This window comes from Candidatus Neomarinimicrobiota bacterium, from assembly GCA_021734025.1.
Classification (GTDB): domain Bacteria; phylum Fidelibacterota; class JAANXI01; order JAANXI01; family JAANXI01; genus JAANXI01.
The window spans coordinates 44,352-70,234 of sequence record JAIPJS010000020.1; the positions used below are offsets into that span (position 1 = coordinate 44,352).

Sequence of the window (25,883 nt, forward strand, 5' to 3'; positions counted from 1 at the left end):
TTGAAACGGGAATTGGCTATAGGGAATAACAGACTGGAGACCGAAGACCGGAGACGACAGACCGGAAAGGCAACAACAAACTACGAACAACTAACAACCAACAAATAACCGCTAGAGCGGGAACTACCAACAACTATGACGTTTTGGACTCAAGATTGTGGACATTCGACACATGGGAAAACCCAATTTAATATCGTTTATGAAAACATCGATTAAGATTAGGATTATGAGTAAGATTAAGAAGACGCGAACTCTAACACTGTAACACGCTAACACATTAACACATCTTTCAACTTGAACACTCGAACACTTTAACACTGATAACAGGCAAACACATGAACCTCGTACTCATCGACTGGGCGGTCATAGTCACATTTTTCGCGATTATTTTCGGGATCGCTTTTTACTATTCAAAGCGCGCCGGGAAGGATACCGACGAGTTTTTCCTCTCCGGACGGAATATGCCATGGTGGATTGCCGGGACAGCCATGGTGGCAACAACCTTCGCTGCTGATACACCTCTGGCGGTCACCGAGCTGGTGGCGAAGCACGGCATCGCCGGGAACTGGCTCTGGTGGAATCTGGCTATCGGCGGGATGCTGACGGTGTTCTTTTTCGCGCGGCTCTGGCGCCGGGCCGGTATCATGACCGACGTGGAATTGACCGAAATGCGCTACTCCGGCAAGCCGGCCGCAATCCTGCGTGGATTCCGGGCCATCTATCTGGGGCTTTTCATGAATGCCATCGTCCTGGGATGGGTGCACAAGGCAATGGAGAAGATCTTTCACGTCACCCTGCCGGAGGTGGACGCTTTTCTGCTGGTGACCCTCGTGGCACTGATAATCGCGGTTTACTCTTCCGCAGCGGGACTCCTGGGCACGGCCCGCACCGACAGCTTCCAGTTCATCTTTGCCATGATCGGAGTCATCATCCTGGCGGTGATTGTCGTACGTCTTCCATCGGTCGGCGGGATGGCTGCGCTTACCAACAAAATTTCCCCGGAGCTACTTGATTTCTTTCCCCGGGTTGGGAACGTCACCGCCACCGGCGTCACTGGCGGAGCGCTGGCGCTGACCACCGGGGCATTTTTCGCGCACATCGGACTCCAGTGGTGGTCGAGTTGGTATCCGGGTGCCGATCCCGGCGGCGGTGGCTACATAGCCCAGCGGATGATGTCTGCCAAGGATGAAAAACACAGCCTGTTCGCCACACTCTGGTTTACTATTGCCCATTACGCTATCCGGCCCTGGCCATGGATTGTGGTTGCGCTGGCTGCGCTGGTGATTCTCCCGAGAGGTGAGAGTCCGGAAGCACTAAAAATTGAAAATCCGGCGATGTATCAGGAAGTGGTGCAGGCCTATGAGAATCCGGGTTTACTTAAGACCGAAGCGCCGGTCTACAAAACACGGGAATTCAAACAGTTCTATGAGAAGTACGAAAATACGGTGGATCCCGGCGTCATGTATCCCAAGTTAATGGTACGGTACCTGCCGGCAGGACTCCTGGGGCTTCTGATCGCCGTCTTCCTGGCGGCCTACATGTCCACTATCGCCTCCCAGCTGAACTGGGGGACGTCGTACCTTATTAACGACTTTTACCGGCGGTTTTTCAAAGCCAGTGAAGATGAAAAACATTATGTCTTAATTTCCCGGATTACAATCATCCTACTGACCATCGTATCCCTCCTCATCACCAACTATCTGCTCACAACAATTAGCGGAGCGTGGGAGTTTATCATCAACGCCAGCGCCGGGATGGGCGCGGTACTGATTCTCCGGTGGTACTGGTGGCGGATCAACGCCTGGTCGGAGATCTCCGCGATGATTGCGCCGCTTATCATCTATCCCATCGCCCGATTTGGCTACGGGATGCAATCGCCGATTACGCTCTATCCGGTGGTCATCGGCACCACCATCGTCTGGCTGGCCGTTACCTTCCTCACCAAGCCGACCAGCAGAGAGGTATTGTCCTCCTTCTATAAAAAGGTGCACCCCGGGGGCATCGGATGGCGACAGGTTGCGGAGGAACATCCGGAAGTGACTCCGGACGCCGGATACGGTCGGCTGTTTGTATCCTGGTTATTCGGTGTGGTGTTCGTCTACTCGACTTTGTTCGGGATTGGCGAGGTACTCTTTACGAATTGGCTGAAGGGCGGGCTCTTTCTGTCAGCAACCGTCATCTCCGGAATAATCATCTATACCAATATGAAAAAACAGGGATTTGAGACGCTGGCGGAGTGAACGAATTGGGGGCTACACCATTATTCCACTATTCTACGTCAAGGGAAAAAGGGTATAAAGGTATAAGGGTATAAGTATGGTCTCCCGCTTAAAGTCCGCGAAGCGGGTTTAAGCGGGTAAAGTTAACTATGGGTATAGGTGCATTCCAACGAAATCGAAGGCCCCGTCTCCAGCCGCACCGGCGCTCCCAGCGGAACGGTTAGCCGTGTACCGGAACCGTGGCCATACGGATAATTCGCGATTACGGGAAAATCGTAATCAGCAGTCGCGTTCAACACCAGATCCTTCAGCGTAAAACTCTCCCCGGGATCCTCCGGGAAACAGTTATGAAATTTTCCGAGTATCAGTCCCGAGATGCGCTCGAATACTCCGTGAATCCTGAACTGATGCAGCATCCGGTCGATGCGTTGCGGTGTTTCGTCCACGTCCTCAAGGATCAGGATGGCATCTCGGTAGTCCGGAGAATTCGGAGTCCCGAGTAAGGTGCAGACCAGCGCCATGCAACCGCCGAGCAGCGTACCTTTCGCCACACCATCATGCCAGATTTCAATCCCACTGCTATCTTCTGGCAGAAGATTCCATTTCATCGGTTCGGAGGTAAGCATGGACAAAAGGTGCGTCACCGTGGAAGAAGACTCCGATTTGTTCGCCAGTTCCGTAGCGACCATGGGCCCTGAGAAGGTCACCCAGCCGTATCTTTGATATAGGGCGAGCTGCAGAATAGTGATATCACTGTAGCCCACGAACGTTTTCGGAGCCACACCTTCCAGTTCATCAATGAAATCCGGGAGTAGGTGAATGGCACCATCGCCGCCCCGGGCGCATATGATGGCATCGATGGAATCATCTTTGAAGAAATCCAGCATCTCCTGCAGCCTAATCGTCCAGCTACCGGCCAGAAAGTGATTTCGGTTAGTGACATTATCTGCGACATTGATATCGTATCCGTGTTGACGCAGGATATGGATTCCTTTGTCCAGGTCCTGTTGGTCTGAGCCGCTGGCTGGGGCGACAATGCCGATGGTGCCGTGTTCAGGGAGCGGTTTGGGGAATTGGGGATCCATGGAAGATAAATTATACGAGCACGGTTTCCCGGGCAAGGAGTTAGTCACCCTTTAATACCGCTGCCAGCGTTTTCATTCGCTGGTAGCGGCCCCTTCAAATTTGGTTCGGTGACGTCTTCCTCCCCTTGCATCGATGAGAACGTCACCCTACATTAATCTCTCGTTTTTTCGGAAATACTCCACCGAACCAAACCGGAGGAATAATGATTAATATTATCTGGTTAGCACTTCTCGTCATCGGCGTCATTATGGCGGTGGTTACCTCTATCACCACCGGCTCATTCGATCCGCTGGTGCAGGTGACCGACGCTCTGTTCAACCAGTCCAAGACCGCCGTGGATCTGGCCATTGGGCTCATCGGTCTGATGGCGCTCTGGCTCGGGCTGATGAAACTGGCTGAGGAATCCGGTCTCATCGATCTCATTGCCAAAGCCGTCCGACCAATTATGGTACGACTTTTCCCGGAGATCCCGGCGGATCATCCCGCCATGGGAGCGATGATCATGAATATCGCCGCGAATATGCTGGGACTGGGTAACGCCGCCACGCCGCTGGGACTCAAGGCGATGCAAGAGCTCCAGAAGTTGAACGAAAAGGCGGAGACTGCCACCAATGCCATGGTAACGTTTCTGGCAATTAACACCTCCAGTGTCACCATTATCCCGGCGACGGTTATCGGGATTCGGGTCTCGGCCGGTTCCGGGAATCCGGCCGAGATTATCGGCACCGCCATCTTTGCTACAACATGCTCAACAATTGTGGCGGTAACAGCGGCGAAGTTATTCAGCAAACTGCCGCGGTTTCAATTGAAGCCGGAAGACGTCTAACCAGGAAGGGAACATCTGACTATGTTCGAATCGGTAATAAACGGAATATCGGCTCTGGCCATTCCCATCGTGATTGTAGTGATCCCTGTCTATGCGTACTTCAAGAAAGTCAAGGTCTACGAGGTGTTCGTGGAGGGCGCCAAAGAGGGATTCCAGATCGGCGTAAAGATCATCCCGTTTCTGGTGGCCATTCTGGCAGCAATCGGAGTGTTTCGTGCCTCTGGTGCGATGGATCTGCTCGTAAAAATTCTGGGCCCGGTTACCGACGCCATCGGGATGCCCGCCGAACTCATCACCATGGCGATTATGCGTCCCCTTTCCGGCAGCGGTGCGCTGGGCGTCATGACTGAGCTGGTCAACACCCACGGCGCCGACTCTATGATCGGCCGCATGGCCTCCACCATGATGGGTTCCACCGAGACCACCTTCTACGTGCTGGCGGTTTATTTCGGCTCGGTGAGCATCAAGAATGAGCGCCACGCCGTCCCCGCCGCACTGCTGGCCGACCTCACCGGGATCATTGCGGCGGTGTTTATCTGTAATATGGTGTTTTGATATGGGCGATTTTTTGTTTAGGAAGGTGAATGAGTTCAGATAATGAGATGTGGTTTATCACCTGATGGAAGCATCCCCCGCAATAAACGTTGGACTTCAGATTTGCTTCGAGATGGTACGTCTCTACGAAAGGGTTCAACGACCAATCATTATATTTAATCGTAGAGAAAATCCCCTGTTTCATCCCTTTTTCTTGATAAAAAGGGATACAAAAATCAAGGCTGTGCTATTCATTTTGACCGCTTCACAACTCGTTCAGAAAAATTCCCGGAACTTGCTTCGCATCGGACAGCCGGGAATTTTTGTCTTCACTCGTCGAAGCGGTGCCCAAATTGAATAGCAAGGCCAGATAACTACTTAGGGGAAGGTATGGGATCTCTTTACACTGAATGATGACAATCTATAGAGGAATAAAAATGAGTCGCACCTTGTACAAAAAAATTGTCATACTTGCTGTTTTAAGTATCACCTTAACATCTGGCTGCACCTCAACCCAGGTCGCGACCAATGCTGAAAAGAAGGTAGCGGCCGATACCACAGAAGTCACTCTGCAGCAGGAGTTACGGCAACTGCTGAATCATCCCGCACTACAGACGGCGCATGTAGGGATCTACGTGCAGGATCCGTACACCCGGAAGGTCGTCTTTGCCCGGAACGAGCACCGGCTGTTCGCCCCGGCTTCAAATCAGAAGCTCCTCACTACTGCGGCGGCGCTTTCCACCCTTGGCCCGGATTTTCGTTTTCACACAGAGCTCTACACAAATGGCAGAATCGAGAACGGGACTCTGTACGGTGACCTCTACATCCGGGGTACAGGCGATCCCACGCTGTCCGGCAGGTTCCACGACGGCGACATGATTCGTGATCTGGAGAACTGGGCCGACGCGTTGCAAGAGCTGGACGTCACCCGCATCACCGGGGATATCATCGCCGATGCCACCATGTTCGATCAGGACTGGATTGGAACCGGTTGGGAGTATGACGATTTGAGTTACTGGTACGCCGCTCAGCCGGGCGCGCTCTCGTTCAACGACAACTGCCTGGACGTTTTCATCACTCCCGGAGACAGCATCGGCGCTCCGGCCAACCTTCGGTATGAGCCGGAGACGGATTACTTCCGTATGACCAACGACCTGGTGACGGTACACGAGGATTCCATCACTTCCTACGACTATCACCGGGAGTTAAACACCAACGATATGCGCTTCTTTGGGAAAATTTCCATGAGTGAGGATAGGATTAGGGACTACATCACGATACATAATCCGGCCCGATACACGACAAACGTTCTCAGAGATGTACTGACGGATCGCGGTATTTCCATAGATGGTATGATCCGGGAAATCCCGCAGGATGAGCCGGTTGACTACAAGGGGTTTACGCAGATCCTGGATTATACATCTCCGCCGTTGATCGAGATCCTCAATGTGATTAATAGGCGCAGCCAGAATCTCTATGCGGAGCAGGTGTTCAAACGGCTGGGTTACGAGGTGACCGGCAAAGGAACCTTCGAAGGAGGAAAGAGAGCCGTACTAGAGTTCCTGGGAAAAAACGGTGTGGATACCGAACACCTGAACATCGCCGACGGTTCCGGTCTCTCCCGGCGGAATCTGGTCTCCCCGGCACAGATAGTGATGGTGCTCCGATCCATGTACACCGGAAAATACAGCGATGAATATTTGCGTTCGCTTCCCATTGGAGGCGATAATGGCACCCTCAGCCAGCGGTTTCGGGGGACAATTTCGGAGCGACGTGTCAATGCCAAAACCGGATATATGGGATTCGTCCGTATCCTTTCCGGTTATTTGAATACCAGAGATGACCATACGCTGACCTTTTCCATCATGGTCAACGGCTACACCACAGAGACCAGCGTGATTGATGAGATTCAGGATTCGATTGTGTCGGTGATCGCGTCGTATTCTTATGATGAACTTGTTGGAAAATAAAAGATTCACCGCAGAGGCGCAAAGAGCCCAGAGAACAGAGAAAAACAATAATTGTAGCTGCGAAGAGACGCGAAGAATCTCGAAGAAAACAACCAACAACCAACAACCAACAACCAACAACAGATTAAGAGTAAGATTAAGATTATGATTAAGAAGGTGCGTAACTATAACACGATAACACGCTTTTCAACTTAAACACGTGAACACCCGAACACTTAAACACCTCCGTTAAGTTGACAACTCTGAGCTCCCGTCGTTATATTACATTCGTAATTATTCCGCACCAATACTAACAAGGATTTTGCCCAAACCGATGAAACCCGGAGTTTACCCTTGGTTATTCTGAAATTCGGAGGCTCATCCCTCGCGGATATTGAGGAGATCCGGCGGGTGACCTCGATCATCGAATCCCAGCTCGGGCGGAATCCCGTGGTGGTTGTTTCGGCGCTGGGGGATATCACCAATGTGCTGGAACACCTGGCGGATCTGTCACTGGAGCACTCCGAGAAGTTCGTTATCAACGAGCTGAACGATTTTTTTGAGCCACGGCTGTACCGGATTATCTCGGGAGTAGTTTCCAAAAATGCTGAGCAGCAGCAGTGCCTTTCGGACGTCAACCGGATTATGCAGGAGCTGAAGAACGTCTACCGTGGATTGACCGTGGTGAAGGAGCTCACTCCCAGGGCGATGGATACCCTCCTGAGCTATGGAGAAAAGATCTCGCAAACTGTAATCACGCATGCACTCAGATCTATGAATATTGCCGGCGTGGAGATTCCGGCACAGAAGTGCGTCATCACGGATGCCAATTTCGGTCGGGCGGACGTGCTGTGGGACCAGACGAGCCGCTCGGTGGAGGAACACGTCGTTCCGGCGATCGAACAAAACCAGGTGCCGGTGCTCCAGGGATTTGTCGGCGGAACGAGCGACGGGACAGTCACGACACTCGGTCGCGGCGGATCGGATTATACTGCGGCGGTACTCGGGTCGATCCTTGGGGCGGAAGATATCCAGATATGGACGGACGTGGACGGCTTCCTGAATGCTGACCCCGGATTGGTGGACGAAGCGACAACCATTGAGAAACTCAATATCGAAGAGGCGAAGGAACTGGCGAATTTCGGCGCCCGGGTGCTGCATCCGCGGACGGTGCTGCCGGCCATTGAACGAGATATTCCAGTGTATATCCGGAACACGTTTGCGCCGGAAAAGCAGGGAACGGTGCTCTCCGGAGATAAAACCGGGGCAGGCATCCACTGTCTGACGGCGGTACGTGACCTCGTCCGCATAGAACTCAGCGGCACTGCTCAATCCCGCGAGCAATTTGCCGATCTCATAAATTCCGCCGGATGGAGCCAAATCTATCTCACCATGCAGTCGCCGAATGCTATGACTGCAATAGTTGATCCCGGAGAACCAAGATTGATCGACCGATTCTGTGAGGAGCTCTCCGATGAAATCGAATGCAGAACTGAGACGGAGATCGGGATCATTGGAATTGTGGGCGAGTCACTGACAACCAACTCCGAAGAATACCGCAATTTGATCGGAATTCTTGAGAAATTCGAATACGATTTTTTCCCGTATTCGCCAAATTCCAACCGGTGGTTGCTGGCCGTGAAAGACTTTAATCTTAGCGAAATTTTCAGTACACTTTTTCACGAAATCTTTAACGCAAACTCCGGAAAGACATCCGAATGAAAATTGCCGTTATCGGGACTGGGAACACCGGTCAACATGTGGCGGGACAGGCCGAATCGCGCGGCCACGAGGTTGTGGAAACGTTCGATATTGACCATCCCCTGACCGAAGAGAATGCGCCGGAAAACGTCACATTCATCGACTTTTCAGTGGGAGAGATGGTACCGGAATATGTAGACATCGCCGGGAAGACCGGGAATAATATTGTCATCGGCACCACGGGCTGGTATGATCAGCTTGAATCGGTGGAAAAATCGGTTGAAGAGTCTGGCATCGGGTGTCTCTATGCGCCGAATTTTGCGCTGGGGGTGAACCTCTTTTTCCGGGGAACGGAATTCATCTCAAAACTATTCGGATCGCAGAATTACGATATCACTATCCACGAGGAGCACCATACCAAAAAATCCGATGCTCCCAGCGGGACGGCATTGGAACTCGGGAAGATCGCGTTGAAGCAGTTCGATTCGAAGTCCGAACTCCTGGTCGGGAATCCGGACGGTCGGATCAAACCTGAGCAGCTGCAGATTTCATCGTCACGGGTAGGAGATGTCTACGGAAATCACCGGATTGTCATCGAAGGGGAACACGACCGGATCGAATTCAGTCATTCGATAAAATCCCGGAAGACTTTAGCGGAAGGAGCCGTTATTGCAGCGGAATGGCTGGAAGGGAAACAGGGGCTGTACACCATACACGATTTAATCGACGATATTTTACAGGAAGGACAAGCATGAGCAATAAACGATTTACGGGGGCCGGCGTCGCACTGGTGACCCCGTTCAATGAGCAGGGCGATATTGATATCCCGTCGGTGCATTCACTGGTAGAGTGGCATTTGGAATCCGGGACGGATATGATTCTCCCGTCCGGCACCACCGGCGAGGCGGCCACGCTTTCCAAAGATGAATTTGCTGAACTGGTTACAGCGGTGCTGGAGGTCGTCGACGGCAGGATTCCGGTTATTCCCGGAACCGGAACCAATAGTACTGCAAAGGTTATCGAGATGTCGCAGCTCGCCCAATCGCTGGGAGCCGATGGGGTACTGGTGGTCTCACCGTATTACAATAAGCCAACTCAAGCCGGCCTGTACGAGCATTATAAGGCCGTCGCCGAGTCCATTGAAATCCCTGTCGTGATGTATAATGTACCGGGCCGCACCAGCAGCAATATCTCTGCGGAGACGCAGTTGCGATTGGCAGAGATCCCGAACATCGTCGCCACCAAGGAAGCGTCCGGAAATTTCAAGCAGATCATGCATATTATCGATAATTGTCCGGATGATTTCAGCGTTCTCTCCGGGGATGACTCCGACGCTTTCTCGATAGTTGCGCTGGGCGGAGACGGCGTAGTCTCGGTGGTTGCCAACGAGATGCCGGCCGAAATGTCCAAGATGATTGAGCAGGCGCTGAGTGGCAATTTCGCTGGGGCCAGAGAACTCCATTATACGATGCTTCCGCTGATGGAGGCGAACTTCTTTGAAACGAATCCGATCCCGGTGAAGACGGTACTGGCAGCCATGGGGAAAATTCAGGAAAAATTCCGCCTGCCGATGGTGCCGATAGCAGACGAGAACAGGAAAAAGTTACTGGCCGTGGCGAAATCGATGGGGCTTATTTCATGACGACTGACCAAATCAAAGAACGTATTCAGGAATTATACGACGAAAATCCGGATAACTATACCGAGCAGGATGAGACCCTCTTTACTGAGTTTAAATCACTGCTGAACGAGGGAACTGTCCGATCTGCAGAGCCGCAGTCTGACGGCTGGAAGGCGGTAAGCTGGGTCAAAGAGGGGATTCTAATTGGTTTCCGCATGGGGAAGTTGGTGGACTATTCGGTGAACGAACAGTTCCGGTATTTTGACAAACACACTTACCCGCTGAAGCAATTGACGCTAGAGAATCAGGTGCGACAGGTGCCCGGCGGTTCGAGTATCCGCGACGGCTCCTACATATCTCCGGAGGTGGTGATTATGCCGCCGGTGTATATCAACGTGGGCGCGTATGTGGATGCGGAGAGCATGGTGGATTCCCACGCGCTGGTGGGATCGTGTGCCCAGATCGGCAGCCGGGTGCACCTGAGTGCCGGCGTACAGATCGGCGGGGTGCTGGAGCCCATCGGCGCGTTGCCGGTGATTGTGGAGGACGGCGTGATGGTGGGCGGCAGCAGCGGGATCTACGAGGGGACAATCGTGAAGCAGAACGCCGTCATCGGCGCGGGCGTTACGCTGACGGCGGGAACACCGATCTACGATCTGGTGAATGAGGAAGTGATCCGCGCGAAGCCTGGGGAACCGCTGGTGGTGCCGGAGGATGCCGTGGTGGTGCCTGGCTCCCGGAAGATTGAGAAGGACTTCGCCGAAGAGAACGGGCTTTCAATTTACACGCCGCTGATCGTGAAGTACCGGGATGAGAAAACGGATAGTGCGACCGTGTTGGAGGATTCGTTGCGGTGATTTTTTTTACTGTTTTTACCTCACAGATATTCATACGGCAATCCTTGAATAGTGCCGTTCCACCCGGACAGGACGGGGATTAAATACCCCAAATCCAGATTGAGCCCCGGCGGGATGGCAGAATTTTTACTTACTCTTTTTAAGATCCAAAGGGAATCCATCAGACAAAAATTCAAAAAATCCGCTGACCTAAATTGTATCAAGAATATTTACACCGACCTGCCTCCGAAAACTTTTATTAATGGTACTTTTGTTGGCCCCAAAAGTACCCAAAAGGGCCTGGAAACTCAGAACTCGCACTCCCTTTCAATTCAGCGTCTTTCATAATTTTGCTATTCGTACGGTTGAACTATTGGAATCTTAATCTGAGTGCTCAGACAGATGAGTTTCCGGAAAAAAACAGATGGAATCGGCGTTATCTAAAACTGGCGAATAGAGTAAGTTTATCGGATGAAATGCGCTGTTCAATAATTATTATAAGTTTTATATACAAATTTGTATATAATTTTACCGATATTCAGGAGACACCATATAAACATATGGATGCAAGTTTTTTGTAGTTTAACGGAAACTCAGTGTTTGAGCACCATAATAGAAATTTAGTGAAATAGTTAAATTGAATGCGAAAATTATAAAAGACCATTTTGAATTATTAAGTGTGCGAGTTCTGAGTTTTCGGGCCTTTCTGCCCACTTTTTTGGCTGGAAAAAAGTGGGTTTAGGTAATATTTACAGATGATTTCACTATTCGACGTGCTCAGAGTTAACTTTTCAACGTTTATTCTGAACATGTCTTGAGCAGGGGCAAACAATTTGTCGAAGAATGGACGACGATTTGAACTCGGATTTTAAATTGAGGGAAGTATAATCGAAAACGTTTAATGCAAACAAATCACCTCCATAAAATCCTCTCCAACTCCCTCCCCGAAGATCAGATCCTCTCCCGTCCTATTGATCGTTATGGATTCGCTGCCGATGCCAGCTTCTATCGGCTTATTCCCGAGACGGTGGTGCAGCCAAAGACGGAGGATGACATCCGGAATCTCTTCCGTATTGCGTTGGAAACCTGGCAACCCATAGTCTTCCGGGCGGCGGGGACGAGCCTTTCCGGCCAGTCCATTACCGACGGGATCCTGGTGGACATCAGCCGGTACTGGCGGGAGCACGAAATACTCGACGGTGGGGAAGGCATCCGGTTGCAGCCGGGTGTCATCGGGGCGCATGCGAATATGCATCTGCGTCCGCTGGGACGCAAGATCGGCCCTGATCCGGCGTCCATCAACGCCTGCATGATCGGCGGCATCATCGCCAACAACGCCAGCGGGATGTGTTGTGGGGTCCGGCACAACTCCTATCATACCTTGGAGGATATTCGGTTTATCCTTCCGAACGGACACTGCTACGATTCCAGAGATGTCGAAGCCGCGGAGGCTTTCAGGAATACGGAATCCGAATTGGCGGCTACGTTGGGTTCACTGCGGGACAGAATCAGATCAAATCCGGAATTATTGGCAAAGGTACGCGGAAAGTACCGCCGAAAAAATACCACCGGATACAGCCTGAACGCGTTTGTCGATTTCGATGATCCGTTCGATATTTTCTGCCATCTGCTGGTGGGATCGGAGGGGACGCTGGCGTTTATATCAGACGTGACGCTCAGAACGCTACCGGATTATCCGGAGAAGGCGACGGCGCTGACGGTGTTTCAATCATTGGAAGAAGCGGTAAATTCAGTCGGCCCGTTGCAGGAAATGGGCGCGGAAGCGGTGGAGTTGATGGATCGGGCGTCGCTTCGGTCGGTGGAGAATCAGTCCGGCGTGCCTCAGGAGATCCGGGGAGTCAGCGAAACCGCGGCGGCCCTGCTGGTGGAATTTCAGGCAGAGACGCAACAAAAACTTGCAGAATTCATCAATGAAGGGGAAGAATGGATCTCCGGGCAAATGTTAGAATTATCCACCGGATTCTCTACGGAGCAGAATTACAGGGATCGCCTCTGGAAGGTACGAAAAGGGTTGTATCCCTCCGTCGGCGCGGTGCGGAAGGCCGGCACCTCGGTAATTATCGAGGATATCGCATTCCCGGGAGGGGGGCTGGCTGCGGCGACACAGAAAGTCCGGCGGTTGCTCGATGCCAACGGATACGAGGACGGCATCATCTTCGGCCACGCCAAGGACGGAAACCTCCACTTCGTTATAGCACAGGATTTTGACCGGGAAGGAACCACTCGGTACGAAAATCTCCTCAATGACATCGCAGAGCTGGTTGTGGAGTACGGTGGTTCGCTGAAGGCCGAACACGGTACCGGTCGCAACATGGCGCCGTTTGTAGAGGCCGAATGGGGCCCGGAACTCTATAATATCATGCATCGCCTGAAGCAGGCAGTCGATCCGGAGAATATTCTGAATCCCGGCGTCATCCTGAACGAGAACCCGCGGGTACATCTTCAGGATATTAAATCCATGCCGGAGGTTGATCCGATCGTCGACCAATGTGTGGAGTGCGGATTCTGCGAGCCGGCCTGTCCCTCGCGGGATCTGACTACCACACCGAGGCGGCGAATAGTGATCCAGCGGGAAATTGCGAGACTTTCCACCGGATCATCTGAAGAGCAGGCCGTAGCGAAATCGTTGGAACAGGATTATCTCTACGAGGGGGTGGATACCTGCGCCGCCGATGGACTCTGCGGTACCGCATGTCCGGTGGACATCGATACCGGCCGGCTGATGAAGGATTTGCGCCGGGAGTCAAAATCGCCAATTCAGCGGAGATGTGCTGGAATGGTCGAAAGAAATTTTGGGACTGTGACCCGATTAATCCGGTTCGGATTATCGGTGGCAGTGGAGATACAAGGCGTTATCGGACAGAAACGCTGGCTTCGGATGTGGGAGCGCTTTAACCGGTGGAGCAGCGGAGCAATTCCCGCCTGGAACCGGTATATACCAGTTGGGTACAGGGGAGCACTATCACCCTCCAATGGGGAGACTGAAAAACCTCGGGTTGTCTATTTTCCGAGTTGCCTCACGAGGACTGCCGGGAATTTTCCCGGTGAACGAAGCGATAAATCCGTGGACGATTCGTTTGCTCGTGTGTTGCAACGGGCTGGAATTTCGTACATCGTACCCCCGAACGTCGCCGATCTCTGCTGCGGGCAGCCGTGGAATTCGAAGGGTTATATTGGCGCGTATAAAACGATGGCAGAGCGGACGATGAATTCCCTCTGGAGCGCCAGCCGGGGCGGAACGATTCCCGTAGTATGCGATACCAGTCCTTGTTCACACTCGCTAATGCAGTATAGCAAAATCCTGAAAGGAAAATTTCTGGAACGGTGGAAAAAATTGTACTTCCGGGATATCGTGGAATTTCTGCATTCCGAAATCCTCCCGAAACTGCACGTGCGGAAAGTGCCGGGTTTGTCGGTGATTCATCCGACCTGCAGCACGGAAAAAATGGGACAAACAGATCTGATGAAATCGATTGCAGAGCAATGTACAGAGCAAGCAATAATTCCGGAACATCACGGTTGTTGCGGATTTGCTGGCGACCGGGGACTACTCTATCCGGAATTGACGAATTCAGCGACAACCGGGGAGTCGAAGGAAGTGAGAAATCTTGAAAAAGTGAGTGGATATTATTCCTCTTCCCGCACGTGTGAGATCGGAATGTCGGATGCAGTGGGAAAGCCGTATCGCTCAATCGTTTATCTGGTGGAGGAGGCGTCAAGAAAGATATAAGGGTATAGGGGGACACCGGTTGATAGCCACTGTTTTCGCGGGTTTAATTCCTGGAAAGAAAGAATGAAAAATGGAAAAAATGTTAGTTGTTAGTGGTTCGTGGTGAGTTGAAAAAATTGAAAGGATGCTCAGAAAACGAGTTCGGTTTGTAATGTAGATGGTCCCTAACTAAGAACAACTAACAATGAACTACAAACACTGACCTGCAAGACTACCAACAATTGATTACCACATACAAAGGTGATATACTACCCTAAATTGAATTCCCCAATGATATCTAAACCGAAATCGCTGATTATTCTTTCCCTATTTTGCCTCTCGGCTATATCGAGTCCGTACGCCCAGACTGGTATCTGGCAGCCGGAGATCATGAATTTTCCGCACTTTATCTATCTGTATAACAACGCGGCGAATAATGAGGAGCGCGAAGGGGTTGTCCGGGAGTTTAATCGTGTTCTCGAAAAGACCGGAACACCGATCACCGAGGGAGAAAAGTGCTATTTCATCTATCGCGGCGAAGTTCGGGAATCGGTGAGCGTGGTCGGTTTTTTCAATAACTGGGATCCGGAGGTGGGTCGCATGGCCCGGCTCGGCCGGACGGATATTTACTTCAGCGAGCATTCCTTTCCCGTAGACGCCCGGCTGGATTATAAGTTAGTCAAAGATGGCGAATGGATGCTCGACCCTGAAAATCCTGATACGACGATGGGGGCGTATGGGCTCAATTCGGAAATGCGGATGCCGAAGTACGAGCCGTCCCCGTGGACACAAAAAAATAGTGAGATACCGTCTGGTAGGATAGTCACTGAGCAGTGGGAAAGCACCATTCTGTCCGGTGAGCGCACAATCCATATTTATCTGCCGCCGGAATTTCCGAATGATAATCCGTATTCAGTGTTGTATTGTCTCGACGGGAGCGACTACCTGAATTACGGAAAGATTGATGTCCTCGCCGATAACCTGATTGCCGCCGGGAAAATTCGTCCGCTGGTGATCGTGATGATCGATCCGGTCGATCGTGCCAGCGAATACGGTAACAATCCCGATTTCCTCAAGATGCTGGCTGACGAAATTATCCCATCCTACAGCAACCAGTATAGCCTGTCAAGAGAGCGACGAAAAACGGGGATCATTAGTGAGAGTTTTGGTGGGTTAGCTGCATTTTATGCGGGATTGCGTCGCCCGGATCTCTTCGGAATGATTGCCGGGCAGTCGGGACATTTTTCCTATGATGACCAATGGATCATCGAATATGCCCATAGTTTGAATCGGAAACACCCATTTCAGCTGGCGTATATCCAGGTGGGGCAATTTGAGCGAACGATCAAGGACTACGATTTTGTGCAAGCGGCCAGTTCTTTTCGGGATGCTTTGCGGGATCGGGGAATTCGCGTTCGCTACATGACTGCCCCGGAGGATCACAGCTGGGCGTATTGGCGGCGGGGGTTGCCAGAGATTCTTATGGGGTTTTATGGGGTGGATTGATTACGGTTCCTTTCGGCAATAACCCTTTTTATTGTATTTGCCCGTTTTTTCTTGATAAAAAACGGGCAGAAAAAATCAAGGAAACTCAGAACTCGCACTTCTACATCGATGGATGGTCTTTCATAATATTGCCCCAAGGGTTAATAGTCCTCTCATTTTCTATTTGGGTACTCAAACACTGAGTTTCCATAAGAAAAGACGATTCCAATCCAATTGGCCTTGGGATTAATTTTGTATATACTTCTCCTGAGCGTAAGAAAGCCAGAACCGGCTGTGGAAGCGAAGGGAGTTTCAGTTCTGGCCCGGAGTGAGTCACATCAGCGGTCAAAATTGAAAACACTGCATTGATTATTTGCTACTTTTTTATCAAGAAAAAAGTAGGGGCCTTTTAGTGGCTAGTTTTGCCTGGTAACTACTATAACTAAAAATTTATCCCGCCCGGACTCAACCCACTGGCGGAGTCAAAAAATGAATCCCGGCTGTAATGCCCGGGGAGCTCCATTCACAACAAATAACATAGTTGTGTTTGACACTTTTAAAAAATGTGCCCAAAAATCCGGCGACCGCATTCCTTTCTAGTACGACTATTTCATCCTGCCTATCAGATTCAGAACTCCCTTCGGTCAAACAGCTGATTCCCGCAATGCCTCGGTACGCCGGGCATTGAGACGAAATAGACTTGGAGGCCGAAGTTAAACAGAAGAAGGAGTCATCCTCTTAACTCCGAAAGAAGACTTCACGAGATTCCTCCGCTCACTTCGTTCGGTCGGAATGACTCATTCGTCAAAATCCCTTGCAGATCAACCAGCAACGGAATATTATTCATTTCACAAATTGAACATAATCTGTCATTAAAGGAGAATCTATATGGCGAACACTGTTATGCGCACGGCCAATCCGGCGCTCAACTCGAACACATTTCAGAATTTGGATTATGCTTCTGCCGGACGGGATACCATGTCCCTGCAGGGGACGGTGAACCGGTCGGCGACTCTGCTGGTGCTGTTAATGCTACCGGCGATCTGGACGTGGAATATCTTTTTCTCGGCGGGTTCATCCGGTGCAGTGATGCCGTATATGATTGGCGGGGCTATCGGTGGTTTGATCGTAGCGCTGATCACCGTATTTAAGAAGACGTGGTCGCCTATAACTGCTCCCATCTATGCGGTACTCGAAGGGCTGTTCCTCGGCGGAATTTCCGCGATATTCGAAGCCCAGTACCCGGGGATAGTGCTGCAGGCGGTTTTCCTCACTTTCGGAACGCTGTTCGGATTACTGGCGGCATATCGCACCGGATTGATTCAGGTCACCGAGAATTTCAAACTCGGCGTTGCCGCAGCCACAGGCGGGATTTTCCTGGTCTATATGCTTACGTGGATTCTCGGTTTCTTCGGAATGCAGATCCCGTTTATTCACTCCAGTGGCCTCATCGGAATCGGCTTTAGTGTATTCGTCGTAATTATCGCTGCGCTGAACCTGGTGCTGGATTTCGACTTTATCGAGTCCGGTGTGGAAGCAGGTGCTCCACGATACATGGAATGGTACGCCTCATTCGGTCTGCTGGTGACGCTGGTCTGGCTCTACCTGGAGATTCTGCGTCTGCTGGCCAAACTGGCGAGCCGCCGCTAAAACCGGTGGGGAAGTTCAAAGATCTTTTCTCCGGGCACGCCGAGGATTACGCCGAATATCGTCCCGGCTATCCCGAGGAACTGTATCAATTTGTCGCAGAACAATGTAAAAATTATGATATCGCCTGGGATTGCGCCACCGGCAGCGGGCAGACCGCTATCGGAATCGCGCCGTACTTTGAGCGGGTATTTGCATCAGATGCCAGCGCTTCCCAGGTGGAGAATGCCTTTCCCCATGAGAATGTAACTTACTTTGTCTCAACAGCATACCACTCCGGACTCCCTGCTCATTCCATAGATCTTGTCACGATTTCGCAAGCGCTGCACTGGCTGGACTTCGAGGCGTTTTTCAAAGAGGTGAATCGCGTTTTGCGCCCTGGTGGAATTTTGGCGGCGTGGTGTTACCTCAAACCGTCCGTCAACAAGGAGATGGAACCGTTGATTACCAGATATCTCGAAGAAATTGTCGGGCCGTATTGGCCGCCGGAGCGGGAGTACGTGGATAACGGCTATCAGTCCATAGATTTTCCATTCGATGAAATCGACGCACCGGAGTTTCGGGCCAGCCATCACTGGGATCTGGAACGGTTTCTCGGGTATTTGAATACCTGGTCGGCTGCCAAGAGATTTCATAGAGATAAGGGATATAGTCCCGTAGATGAGATCCGGGACGCGATGAGCCATCTCTGGGAAAATCCCAAGGAAGAGAAGAACGTAACGTGGCCGATACGGATGCGGATCGGGATGAAGAAATAGCACGCCCCAAAAGGGACTACTCCCGGAGCAGATAAACGCAGAAATAACGGATTAACACTTATTAAAAAATATAACCGCAGAGACGCAGAGACCGCTGAGAAAAACATATTAATTAGAGAAAAAGAATAGAATGGTTTGGATAAGCCCGGAAGGGGCGATTACTTTCAACCCATCAATGTATTGGTGAGAATACAAAAGCATAAAAAATAATGCATATCCCGCCAGGGATGGCTGACCGGGTAGATGAATGTCCAACCGATGAATATCCAATGTCCAAGTGCCCATCGCCTTCCCCCGAATGAGGAATGTAGAATGAATAATGAAGAGTGAAGAAGGGAAAAACCGGAGAAGGGAGAAAGCAGAAGGGAGAATGGAACAGATCGAAAATCCAACCGAGGAATGTCCAATATCCAGCTTCCAATTATCTCCCCAAACACCTCGAATGAAGAATGAAATCCATCGCGCCGGAGAAGAATGGGAAGGGGAAGAAGATAAACGATAGAGAAGACAGGGACGGGAAAGCCCCAAAGGGGCGACATATGACAGCCCAGGAGAAAGCCCTGGGGCAGGGAGATCCCAATTTTAACCAGAGCCCTGAAGGAGCGCTAATGAAATTCAATTACGCGAAAAATACGCAGTACGCAATACTTTAAGGAAAACACCGATTAAGAGTAAGATTATCCCGAAGGGATCCCCTTGGGAGGATTAAGATTAAGAAGCAATAAGATTAGCATTGGAGTGATTATGAACGCCAAATACCCCCTCGGAGACATGCCGCCGGAGAAGTTCCGGAAATATGCCCACGACCTGGCGGACTGGATTGCTGATTATTTTTCACGGATGGACGATATCCCGGTGCTGCCGGAGGTGCGTCCCGGCGAGGTTGCCGGGAATCTGCGCCAGATGGCACCGGAAATGGGCGAATCGTTCGAGGAAATTTTACTAGATGTTGACCAGGTGATTATGCCGGGGATGACCCACTGGAATCATCCGGAGTTCCTGGCGTACTTCTCCATCACCGGGAGCGGGCCGGGCATTCTGGGCGAACTGCTGGCGGCGGCGTTTAATGTGAACGGAATGCTCTGGAAGACGTGTCCGTCGGCCACCGAACTGGAAAAGCTTGTGCTCTCCTGGCTCCGCCAAATGCTGGGACTACCGGACTCTTTTTGGGGTATCGTGTACGATACGGCGTCAGTGAGCACAATGCACGGCATTGCGGCGGCCCGGGAACGGGCGGTGCCAACCTCCAGAGAAAAGGGACTGGCCGGTACAGATGTGCCGAGACTCAGATTGTACTGTTCTGACCAGACGCACTCATCCATTGAAAAGGCGGCGATTACCCTGGGCATTGGTACCGAAGGTGTCCGGAAGATTCCGTCGGATGAGGAATTCAGGATGCGTCCGGATCTTTTGGAAAAAGCCATCGCCGAAGACCGTGACTCCGGCTGGCAGCCGTTCTGCGTGGTGGCAACGGTGGGAACAACGTCTACCACCAGCATCGATCCGGTGCCGGCGATTGCGGATATCTGCGAGCAAGATGAGCTCTGGCTGCATGTGGATGCTGCGTACGGAGGCGCTGCGGCGGTGGTGCCGGAGATGCGGTACGTATTGGACGGCTGCGATCGCGCCGACTCCCTGGTGATGAATCCCCACAAGTGGCTGTTCGTCCCCGTCGACTTCAGCGCGTTTTATACCCGGCATCCCGAAGTGGTGAAGCGGGCGTTCAGTCTGGTGCCGGAATATCTTCGGACGGCCGAGGATAGTGAAACGGAAAATCTGATGGACTACGGCATCCAGCTGGGCCGCCGGTTCCGGGCGCTGAAGCTCTGGTTTGTGATTCGGTATTTTGGTCACGAGGGGCTTGCCAGCCGGATTCGCCAGCACATTGAATATGCAAACACGTTTCGAGGCTGGATTGAGGAAGATCCGCAGTTCGAGATGATGGCACCGACGCCGTTCAGTACGCTCTGCTTCCGCGTCCATCCGGAGGGAATGGATGACGAAGCAGCCTTGAACGATCTGAATGCGCAACTGCTTGACGCCATCAATGGGACGAGAGAGGTGTTTCTCTCCCATACGAAACTGAACGAAAAATACGTGCTCCGGATTGCTATCGGCAACCTGCGGACGGAGCTTCGGCATCTGGAAAAAGCGTGGCGGATTATCCGGCGGCAGCTTGATAAAACGGGTATAGGGGGGAAAAGGGAGGAAGGAGGAAGGGAGAAAGGGACAAATTGAATATCCAATGTCGAATGTCCAATAGCCAATGAAGTACCCCGCCCGACTCCCTGAAGGAAGAATGAAGAAAGGGGAAACCGGAGGCCGGAGAGGAAAAAAACGACTGAGCCGCGAAGGACGCAAAGAAACCACGAAGAACAAATTAAGAATAAGCAACACACAGGATATTCATTTACCAACACAACTCACCCTCTTGTTCTCCCTCTCTTCCGAAGAGAGGGAGAGACGGGCTGCCAAGCAGACGAAGAATTTCCCCCTTCCTGGGGATTGAGTTGCTTTGATGAAAAAATCCGGCGGTGATGTCCCGTTCTAGGGCGACTACACTGCGGTTCGGCGGGAATTCAAAACTCCCTCATCCGGCATGGGCCGGATTCGGTCAAACAGTTGAATTCCCGTTTCCTCACCGCACCAGTCGTTCATACGAAAGGAATTCGAAGGCCGAAAAAAATGGCAAGTTCAAGAAATTGACGTATCTAGTCATCCCGAGGGACTCCGTTTCATCGGAGGAGCTGAGGGATCTCATTCCTCATACGAAGGAGAATTGTTTTATGAGATTCTTTTCCAAACGGGATCCCTCACGAGACGCTCGCTTCCGGTCGGTCGGAATGGCTCAGAAGCCCCGGGGGACGAAAATTTATGCACCATTTTGTTTGTGTTTTCGAGGTGGGCTTTTTCATTAAGTCGGTGGTATATTAGTACATCTGCTCAGAACAAAATCGCGCTAACCTATTATGAATCACTAACAACGGACGGGAATTATGCGAAAATTACTCGTACTTGGTTTAATCGTAATTGGCTTTGCTATAACTGCCTGTGCCGGCCAGGAGGCGCAGAAGGATGTGTACTTGTTTTCGTATTTCCAGGGGAATGGCGAGGATGGATTGCATCTGGCGTATAGTCTGGATGGCTACACATTTAAGGCGCTGAATAATAATGAGTCATTTCTGAAACCGGAGCTTACCGCTGACAAACTGATGCGTGATCCCTGCATTATCCAGGGGCCGGACGGACTGTACCATATGGCCTGGACGGTGAGCTGGTGGGAGAAGGGCATCGGATATGCGAACTCGGAAGATCTCATCCATTGGTCGGAACAGCAGTATATCCCGGTGATGGAGCATGAGCCGGATGCGAAGAACTGCTGGGCGCCTGAACTGTATTACGACGAGGCCAACGCGCGATATCTCATCTTCTGGGCAACGACAATTCCGGGCCGATTTCCCGAGACGGATAATCAGAGCAGCGAAGAGCCGCCAGCTCCGGGGAACAATCACCGTATGTATTATACCTGGACCAAAGATTTCCAGGAGTTCGCCGATACGGAGATTTTCTACAACAAGGGCTTCAACGTCATCGATGCGACCATCGAAAAAGAGGGCGACACGTACATGATGTTTTTAAAGGACGAGACCAACAAGCCGTTCGAACCGCAGAAGAATATCCGGCTGGCGACAGCGGACCAGGCAGCAGGCCCCTACAGTGAGCCATCGGAACCGATCACGGGTGATTACTGGGCTGAAGGGCCGACGGCTATTAAAATCGATGGGAAATGGATTGTCTATTTTGACAAATATATTGACCACAATATGGGAGCGGTGATGTCGGAAGACCTGGAAAATTGGACGGACATTTCCGGCCGCATTAATTTTCCCGAGGGAACGCGCCACGGGACGGTTTATCGGGTACCGTGGGAAGTGTTGGACCGGCTGATGGAGGTCGGGGGATGAGGAGAAGGAAGGATATAAGGGTATAGGGGTATACGGGATAAGGAAAAAGAAACAACCAACAACCAACAACCAACAACCAACAACCAACAACCAACAAAACACCCAATTTAGAGGATTGCGCTTCACCTCCTGTTAGTAAAATTCCCTGAGTTTTGATTACTTGAGGTAGATGGCTTTTTTGCCATCGATGGGCCGCCCATCCATTACTATCTGGTAAAAGTAGGTGCCGGAACTGAGTCCGGCAGCATCCCAGGGGATGGTATATTGTCCGGAGTTTTGCCGGGTGTCCAGAAGAACATCGATTAATTCACCATGGACATTGTAGATGTTGAGTTTAACGTGTCCCATCTGGCCGATTTTGTACTTAATAACTGTGCTGGCGTTGAATGGATTTGGATAGTTTTGATAGAGTTTAAAGTACGGTGGCAGCCCTCCCACCAGAGATGAGTCACCGGGTGTCGGTATATCTGTGGAATATATATAGGTCTTCCGGAGCGTATCGCCGCCGATTGCGTTGATGAATAGTTTCATAGAACCAGTCCCCATGTTCGCAAGGAATGGGATAATGCGAACCCCCGGTGCTTCGGTATGGCTGAATATCACTGAGTTGTGTATGACGTCTACGATCTGAAAGACATTCTTCTGCCAGATCAGGACATCCGTATTGCCATCCCTGTTATAATCCCGGTAGGGATAGTAGAGTCTCGGATTTTTAAACAGAGCTGACGCGGCATTCACATCACTGGGATACAATCTTTTTCCCGGTAGCTCCCACTCCAGGTTGTAGTTTTTACTGTTGTAGAAAAAGGTGGTGTCGTTCCGGATGTTGACGAGTTCCGGGACGTTATCTTGATCGATATCGATAATGTCGTGGACCAGGTAATCGACCTTCCAATCCCGGGTGAAGAATTGTCCGGAAGCGGTCCCGGACAGGATAAGACATAGCGTAATTACTAGAACACGGAAGGTCATACTACCTCCATTTTTAATACAATTCACAAAAAATGTACTCTATGACTGGATCGCGGCTGTTGAATACTTCGTACCGCGGTAGTCTCCAGATTCTCATTGTAAATATCGGGGTTTTCCTGTTGAGATCACAACCGGAATTTTTTTACTGGGAAGGTGGTGCCCGATCATCGCGAAGGTGCTTCAATGGCTTCTCTGCCGCTTTTTCCTGTTGATTCGCCTATGGGAATCCCCTACTTTGATTTTCGAATTCAGTTATACGGTACAGCACTCACAGTGGATTGGATACTATTTATGATTTTGTTGTCGGGCATTGCCAGCAAATCCTTCTTTGGGGAAAGAGTTTTGTTGCGGTAAGCACGACAGTTGCGCGGAATCATCGCCAATCACTGAATTTTTGTGAGCTATTTGTTAGCACTTTATTTGTTTTGTTGAACTCATGGGGAGCACATTGCGGGGTCGTGATGATTGTGGGGTATATCCGTACCTGCCGTCTCCCGGTCATGTGACCGAGATGGCGAAGCCGCGTCTGACAGCAGTAAACTGATTGGGTATAGGGGTATACGGGTATAAGGGACAACACGTTGGTAGCCCTTGCATTAGCAGGTTTTATCCCGCCATGCAGAAAACCACGTGTGTAAACCCGTGGATGGAATGGTTTTCTGGGCGGGATTCCGCCCAGACTCCGCCCAATGGCGGAGTCAAAGCAGGGACCCCGGCTGTAAAGCCGGGGGGCTCCATAGATTTGGAGAAAGGAGAAGGCAGAAGGGAAAAACTGTTCGTTGTTGGTGGTTTGTTGTCTGTTGTACCTGCCTTCCGACTCATCGATGTGTCGCCTCTAATACACCCGGCATTTTTCGCTCACGGCAGAGAAAGCTCGTTCCGGGGACAGGGGGACAACAACGAATTGAATATCCAATGTCCAAGTAACCACTATCCCGCCCGAAGGAAGAATGAAAAATGAAGACTGAAGAATGAAGCCTGGAGAAGGTATGAGGTATATGGTATGGGGAACAACCGGTTGGCGAGCAGGTTCCCGCTACGCATTGGCCCTCGCCGGGAATTCCGGATGGTACCTCACGGGAAAATCGGAGCACCGGTATCCGTAATATGGAGAGGATGGTTCGCTCATTTTTTGGTCTTCGGTGTCCGGTGTGGATTCGGGAACGTCTATCGGGCTTTGGACGGCCCGCCCGCCTTTTTTGACGATGTGGGTATAAATCATGGTGGTCCGGACGTCGGAGTGTCCGAGGAGTTCCTGGACGGTGCGGATATCGTATCCATGTTCCAGCAAGTGGGTAGCGAATGAGTGCCGGAATGTATGACAACTGGCAGCTTTATTGACATCCGCCTTCTTGACGGCTCGCCTGACGGCATGTTGCAGGCCTGACGTGGAAAAGTGGTGGCGCAACTTTTTCCCGGTTCGCGGATCCCGTGAGACATCTCTGGACGGAAACAGGTATTGCCATTCCAGCGATGTGGCGGCGTCCACATATTTTTCCGACAGGGCATTGGGGAGTGAGACGCCTTTTACATCTTTGGACAGATCGCTTTTGCGGCGGGCCGAGACGCGTGCAATTTGACGTCGCAAGGGAGCAACCAACGATTCCGGCAGGATGGTGACGCGGTCTTTGCTGCCCTTTCCGTCCCGCACGATGATTTGATTCAGGTCGAAATCGATATCCTTGACCCGGAGGCGGAGGCATTCGGTGACCCGCAGTCCGGATCCATAGAGCAGGCTGGCCATGAGCCAGGTTTGTCCGGTCATATGCTGCAGTACGGTGCGCGCTTCTTCTCTGGAGAATACGGTGGGTATTTTCTTCGGTTTGGCGGCAAAGTCGATTTCTTCGCTGTCGAGCACCATCTCCTGATTTAACACTTCCCGGTAGAGATACAGGATGGCCGCCCGGGCCTGATTTTGGGTGGAGGCCGCGACGTTTTGTTTGTTTGCCAGAAAGGAGAGATAGTCCTGGATGTGGGAGCTTTTCAGATTCTCGGGGTGCCGTTTTTTGTGAAAAAGGATGAACCGTTTGATCCATTGGATGTAGGCTTGCTCGGTGCGATAGCTGTAATGCTTGGCGCGCAGTGAGTTCTTCACTTCGGTCAGCAGTCTGGATTTTGCCATGATAGCCTCCTTCTGTTTTCATCCCGGCGATGTTTAAACGATTTCCGCTTCACTCCCACGATAAGATGAATCGACTCTTTTTGTTTATCACCACAATAAGAGTAGTACAAAAGGTGAACACATGAAGTATAAGCATTCGGGTAAAATGATGCCACCAGTTTATTGTAAAGCCCAATGCGGGGTTTCTCTGAATGAGATTACATGGAATTTCTCCCCGATAATATTACATTTATAAATCCGGATAAGATCAGAACGCCAGAGATTACAGAATCAGTTTTAACATCTAATCTAAGGTTAGGCGGCAAGACGAAACAATTCTCATATCTGACGCGTTGTATGGTCGTATCATCAGTGCAAGTAATACATACACCATGGAGGTTATGATGTCATTTCAACGGTTTCTAATGGGTGTCCTTTTTGTGCTCGTGTTTT

18 protein-coding genes are annotated in these 25,883 nt (G+C 51.1%); 15 read left to right on the plus strand and 3 right to left on the minus strand.

The genetic code is table 11. The features are described 5' to 3' along the window. The first annotated feature begins 335 nt into the window (after window positions 1-335). Window positions 336-2,240, plus strand: coding sequence for a Na+:solute symporter (locus K9N57_15490; GenBank protein MCF7805587.1), 1,905 nt, complete (start codon window positions 336-338; stop codon window positions 2,238-2,240). A gap of 122 nt (window positions 2,241-2,362) precedes the next feature. Here K9N57_15490 and K9N57_15495 read toward each other — a convergent pair whose 3' ends face one another. Beyond that, the gene (locus tag K9N57_15495; protein ID MCF7805588.1) at window positions 2,363-3,304 is read right to left on the minus strand and encodes an LD-carboxypeptidase; all 942 of its coding nucleotides are present in this window, start codon (window positions 3,302-3,304) and stop codon (window positions 2,363-2,365) included. Between the two features lie 203 nt (window positions 3,305-3,507). Here K9N57_15495 and K9N57_15500 point away from each other — a divergent pair, with 203 nt between their 5' ends. The 14 genes from K9N57_15500 to K9N57_15565 all read left to right on the plus strand — a co-directional run bounded on the left by K9N57_15500 (window position 3,508) and on the right by K9N57_15565 (window position 22,357). Continuing rightward, the gene (locus K9N57_15500; GenBank protein MCF7805589.1) at window positions 3,508-4,131 is read left to right on the plus strand and encodes a nucleoside recognition protein; all 624 of its coding nucleotides are present in this window, start codon (window positions 3,508-3,510) and stop codon (window positions 4,129-4,131) included. Window positions 4,132-4,152: 21 nt separating this feature from the next. After that, the gene (locus K9N57_15505; GenBank protein ID MCF7805590.1) at window positions 4,153-4,686 is read left to right on the plus strand and encodes a spore maturation protein; all 534 of its coding nucleotides are present in this window, start codon (window positions 4,153-4,155) and stop codon (window positions 4,684-4,686) included. A gap of 416 nt (window positions 4,687-5,102) precedes the next feature. Then, window positions 5,103-6,635 carry a D-alanyl-D-alanine carboxypeptidase/D-alanyl-D-alanine-endopeptidase gene (gene dacB / locus K9N57_15510; GenBank protein MCF7805591.1) on the plus strand — a complete coding sequence of 511 codons (1,533 nt, stop codon included), beginning with the start codon at window positions 5,103-5,105 and terminating at the stop codon, window positions 6,633-6,635. A gap of 333 nt (window positions 6,636-6,968) precedes the next feature. Beyond that, a complete protein-coding gene (locus K9N57_15515) occupies window positions 6,969-8,336 on the plus strand; it encodes an aspartate kinase (protein ID MCF7805592.1) in 1,368 nt (455 codons plus the stop codon). Then, window positions 8,333-9,070: a 4-hydroxy-tetrahydrodipicolinate reductase gene (gene dapB, locus K9N57_15520; protein ID MCF7805593.1), complete on the plus strand. Its 738-nt coding sequence runs from the start codon at window positions 8,333-8,335 to the stop codon at window positions 9,068-9,070. The genes K9N57_15515 and dapB overlap by 4 nt, the downstream gene beginning before the upstream one ends. Beyond that, window positions 9,067-9,957 carry a 4-hydroxy-tetrahydrodipicolinate synthase gene (dapA, locus tag K9N57_15525; GenBank protein MCF7805594.1) on the plus strand — a complete coding sequence of 297 codons (891 nt, stop codon included), beginning with the start codon at window positions 9,067-9,069 and terminating at the stop codon, window positions 9,955-9,957. Before dapB ends, dapA begins: the two co-directional genes overlap by 4 nt. Further along, window positions 9,954-10,793 (plus strand): 2,3,4,5-tetrahydropyridine-2,6-dicarboxylate N-succinyltransferase, encoded by an 840-nt coding sequence (locus tag K9N57_15530; GenBank protein MCF7805595.1) that lies wholly within the window; start codon window positions 9,954-9,956, stop codon window positions 10,791-10,793. The genes dapA and K9N57_15530 overlap by 4 nt, the downstream gene beginning before the upstream one ends. An 880-nt stretch (window positions 10,794-11,673) precedes the next feature. After that, on the plus strand, window positions 11,674-14,523 hold the full coding sequence (locus K9N57_15535; protein MCF7805596.1) for an FAD-binding oxidoreductase: 2,850 nt from the start codon (window positions 11,674-11,676) through the stop codon (window positions 14,521-14,523). 270 nt (window positions 14,524-14,793) lie between these two features. After that, window positions 14,794-16,008 carry a hypothetical protein gene (locus tag K9N57_15540; protein MCF7805597.1) on the plus strand — a complete coding sequence of 405 codons (1,215 nt, stop codon included), beginning with the start codon at window positions 14,794-14,796 and terminating at the stop codon, window positions 16,006-16,008. A gap of 882 nt (window positions 16,009-16,890) precedes the next feature. Then, entirely contained in the window at window positions 16,891-17,637 is a 747-nt protein-coding gene (locus K9N57_15545) for a Bax inhibitor-1/YccA family protein (GenBank protein ID MCF7805598.1), read from the plus strand. Further along, window positions 17,547-18,392, plus strand: coding sequence for a class I SAM-dependent methyltransferase (locus K9N57_15550; GenBank protein MCF7805599.1), 846 nt, complete (start codon window positions 17,547-17,549; stop codon window positions 18,390-18,392). Before K9N57_15545 ends, K9N57_15550 begins: the two co-directional genes overlap by 91 nt. Before the next feature lie 449 nt (window positions 18,393-18,841). Further along, entirely contained in the window at window positions 18,842-19,045 is a 204-nt protein-coding gene (locus tag K9N57_15555) for a hypothetical protein (protein MCF7805600.1), read from the plus strand. Between the two features lie 91 nt (window positions 19,046-19,136). Then, complete coding sequence (locus tag K9N57_15560; GenBank protein MCF7805601.1) at window positions 19,137-20,630, plus strand: amino acid decarboxylase; 1,494 nt, start codon at window positions 19,137-19,139, stop codon at window positions 20,628-20,630. Between the two features lie 758 nt (window positions 20,631-21,388). After that, entirely contained in the window at window positions 21,389-22,357 is a 969-nt protein-coding gene (locus K9N57_15565) for a glycoside hydrolase family 43 protein (protein ID MCF7805602.1), read from the plus strand. A gap of 156 nt (window positions 22,358-22,513) precedes the next feature. On the opposite strand, the gene K9N57_15570 is transcribed toward K9N57_15565, so the two are convergent. Both K9N57_15570 and K9N57_15575 read right to left on the minus strand, forming a co-directional pair. Continuing rightward, window positions 22,514-23,329 (minus strand): T9SS type A sorting domain-containing protein, encoded by an 816-nt coding sequence (locus K9N57_15570; GenBank protein MCF7805603.1) that lies wholly within the window; start codon window positions 23,327-23,329, stop codon window positions 22,514-22,516. A gap of 1,036 nt (window positions 23,330-24,365) precedes the next feature. Beyond that, window positions 24,366-25,451, minus strand: coding sequence for an integron integrase (locus K9N57_15575; protein ID MCF7805604.1), 1,086 nt, complete (start codon window positions 25,449-25,451; stop codon window positions 24,366-24,368). Between the last annotated feature and the right edge of the window lie 432 nt (window positions 25,452-25,883).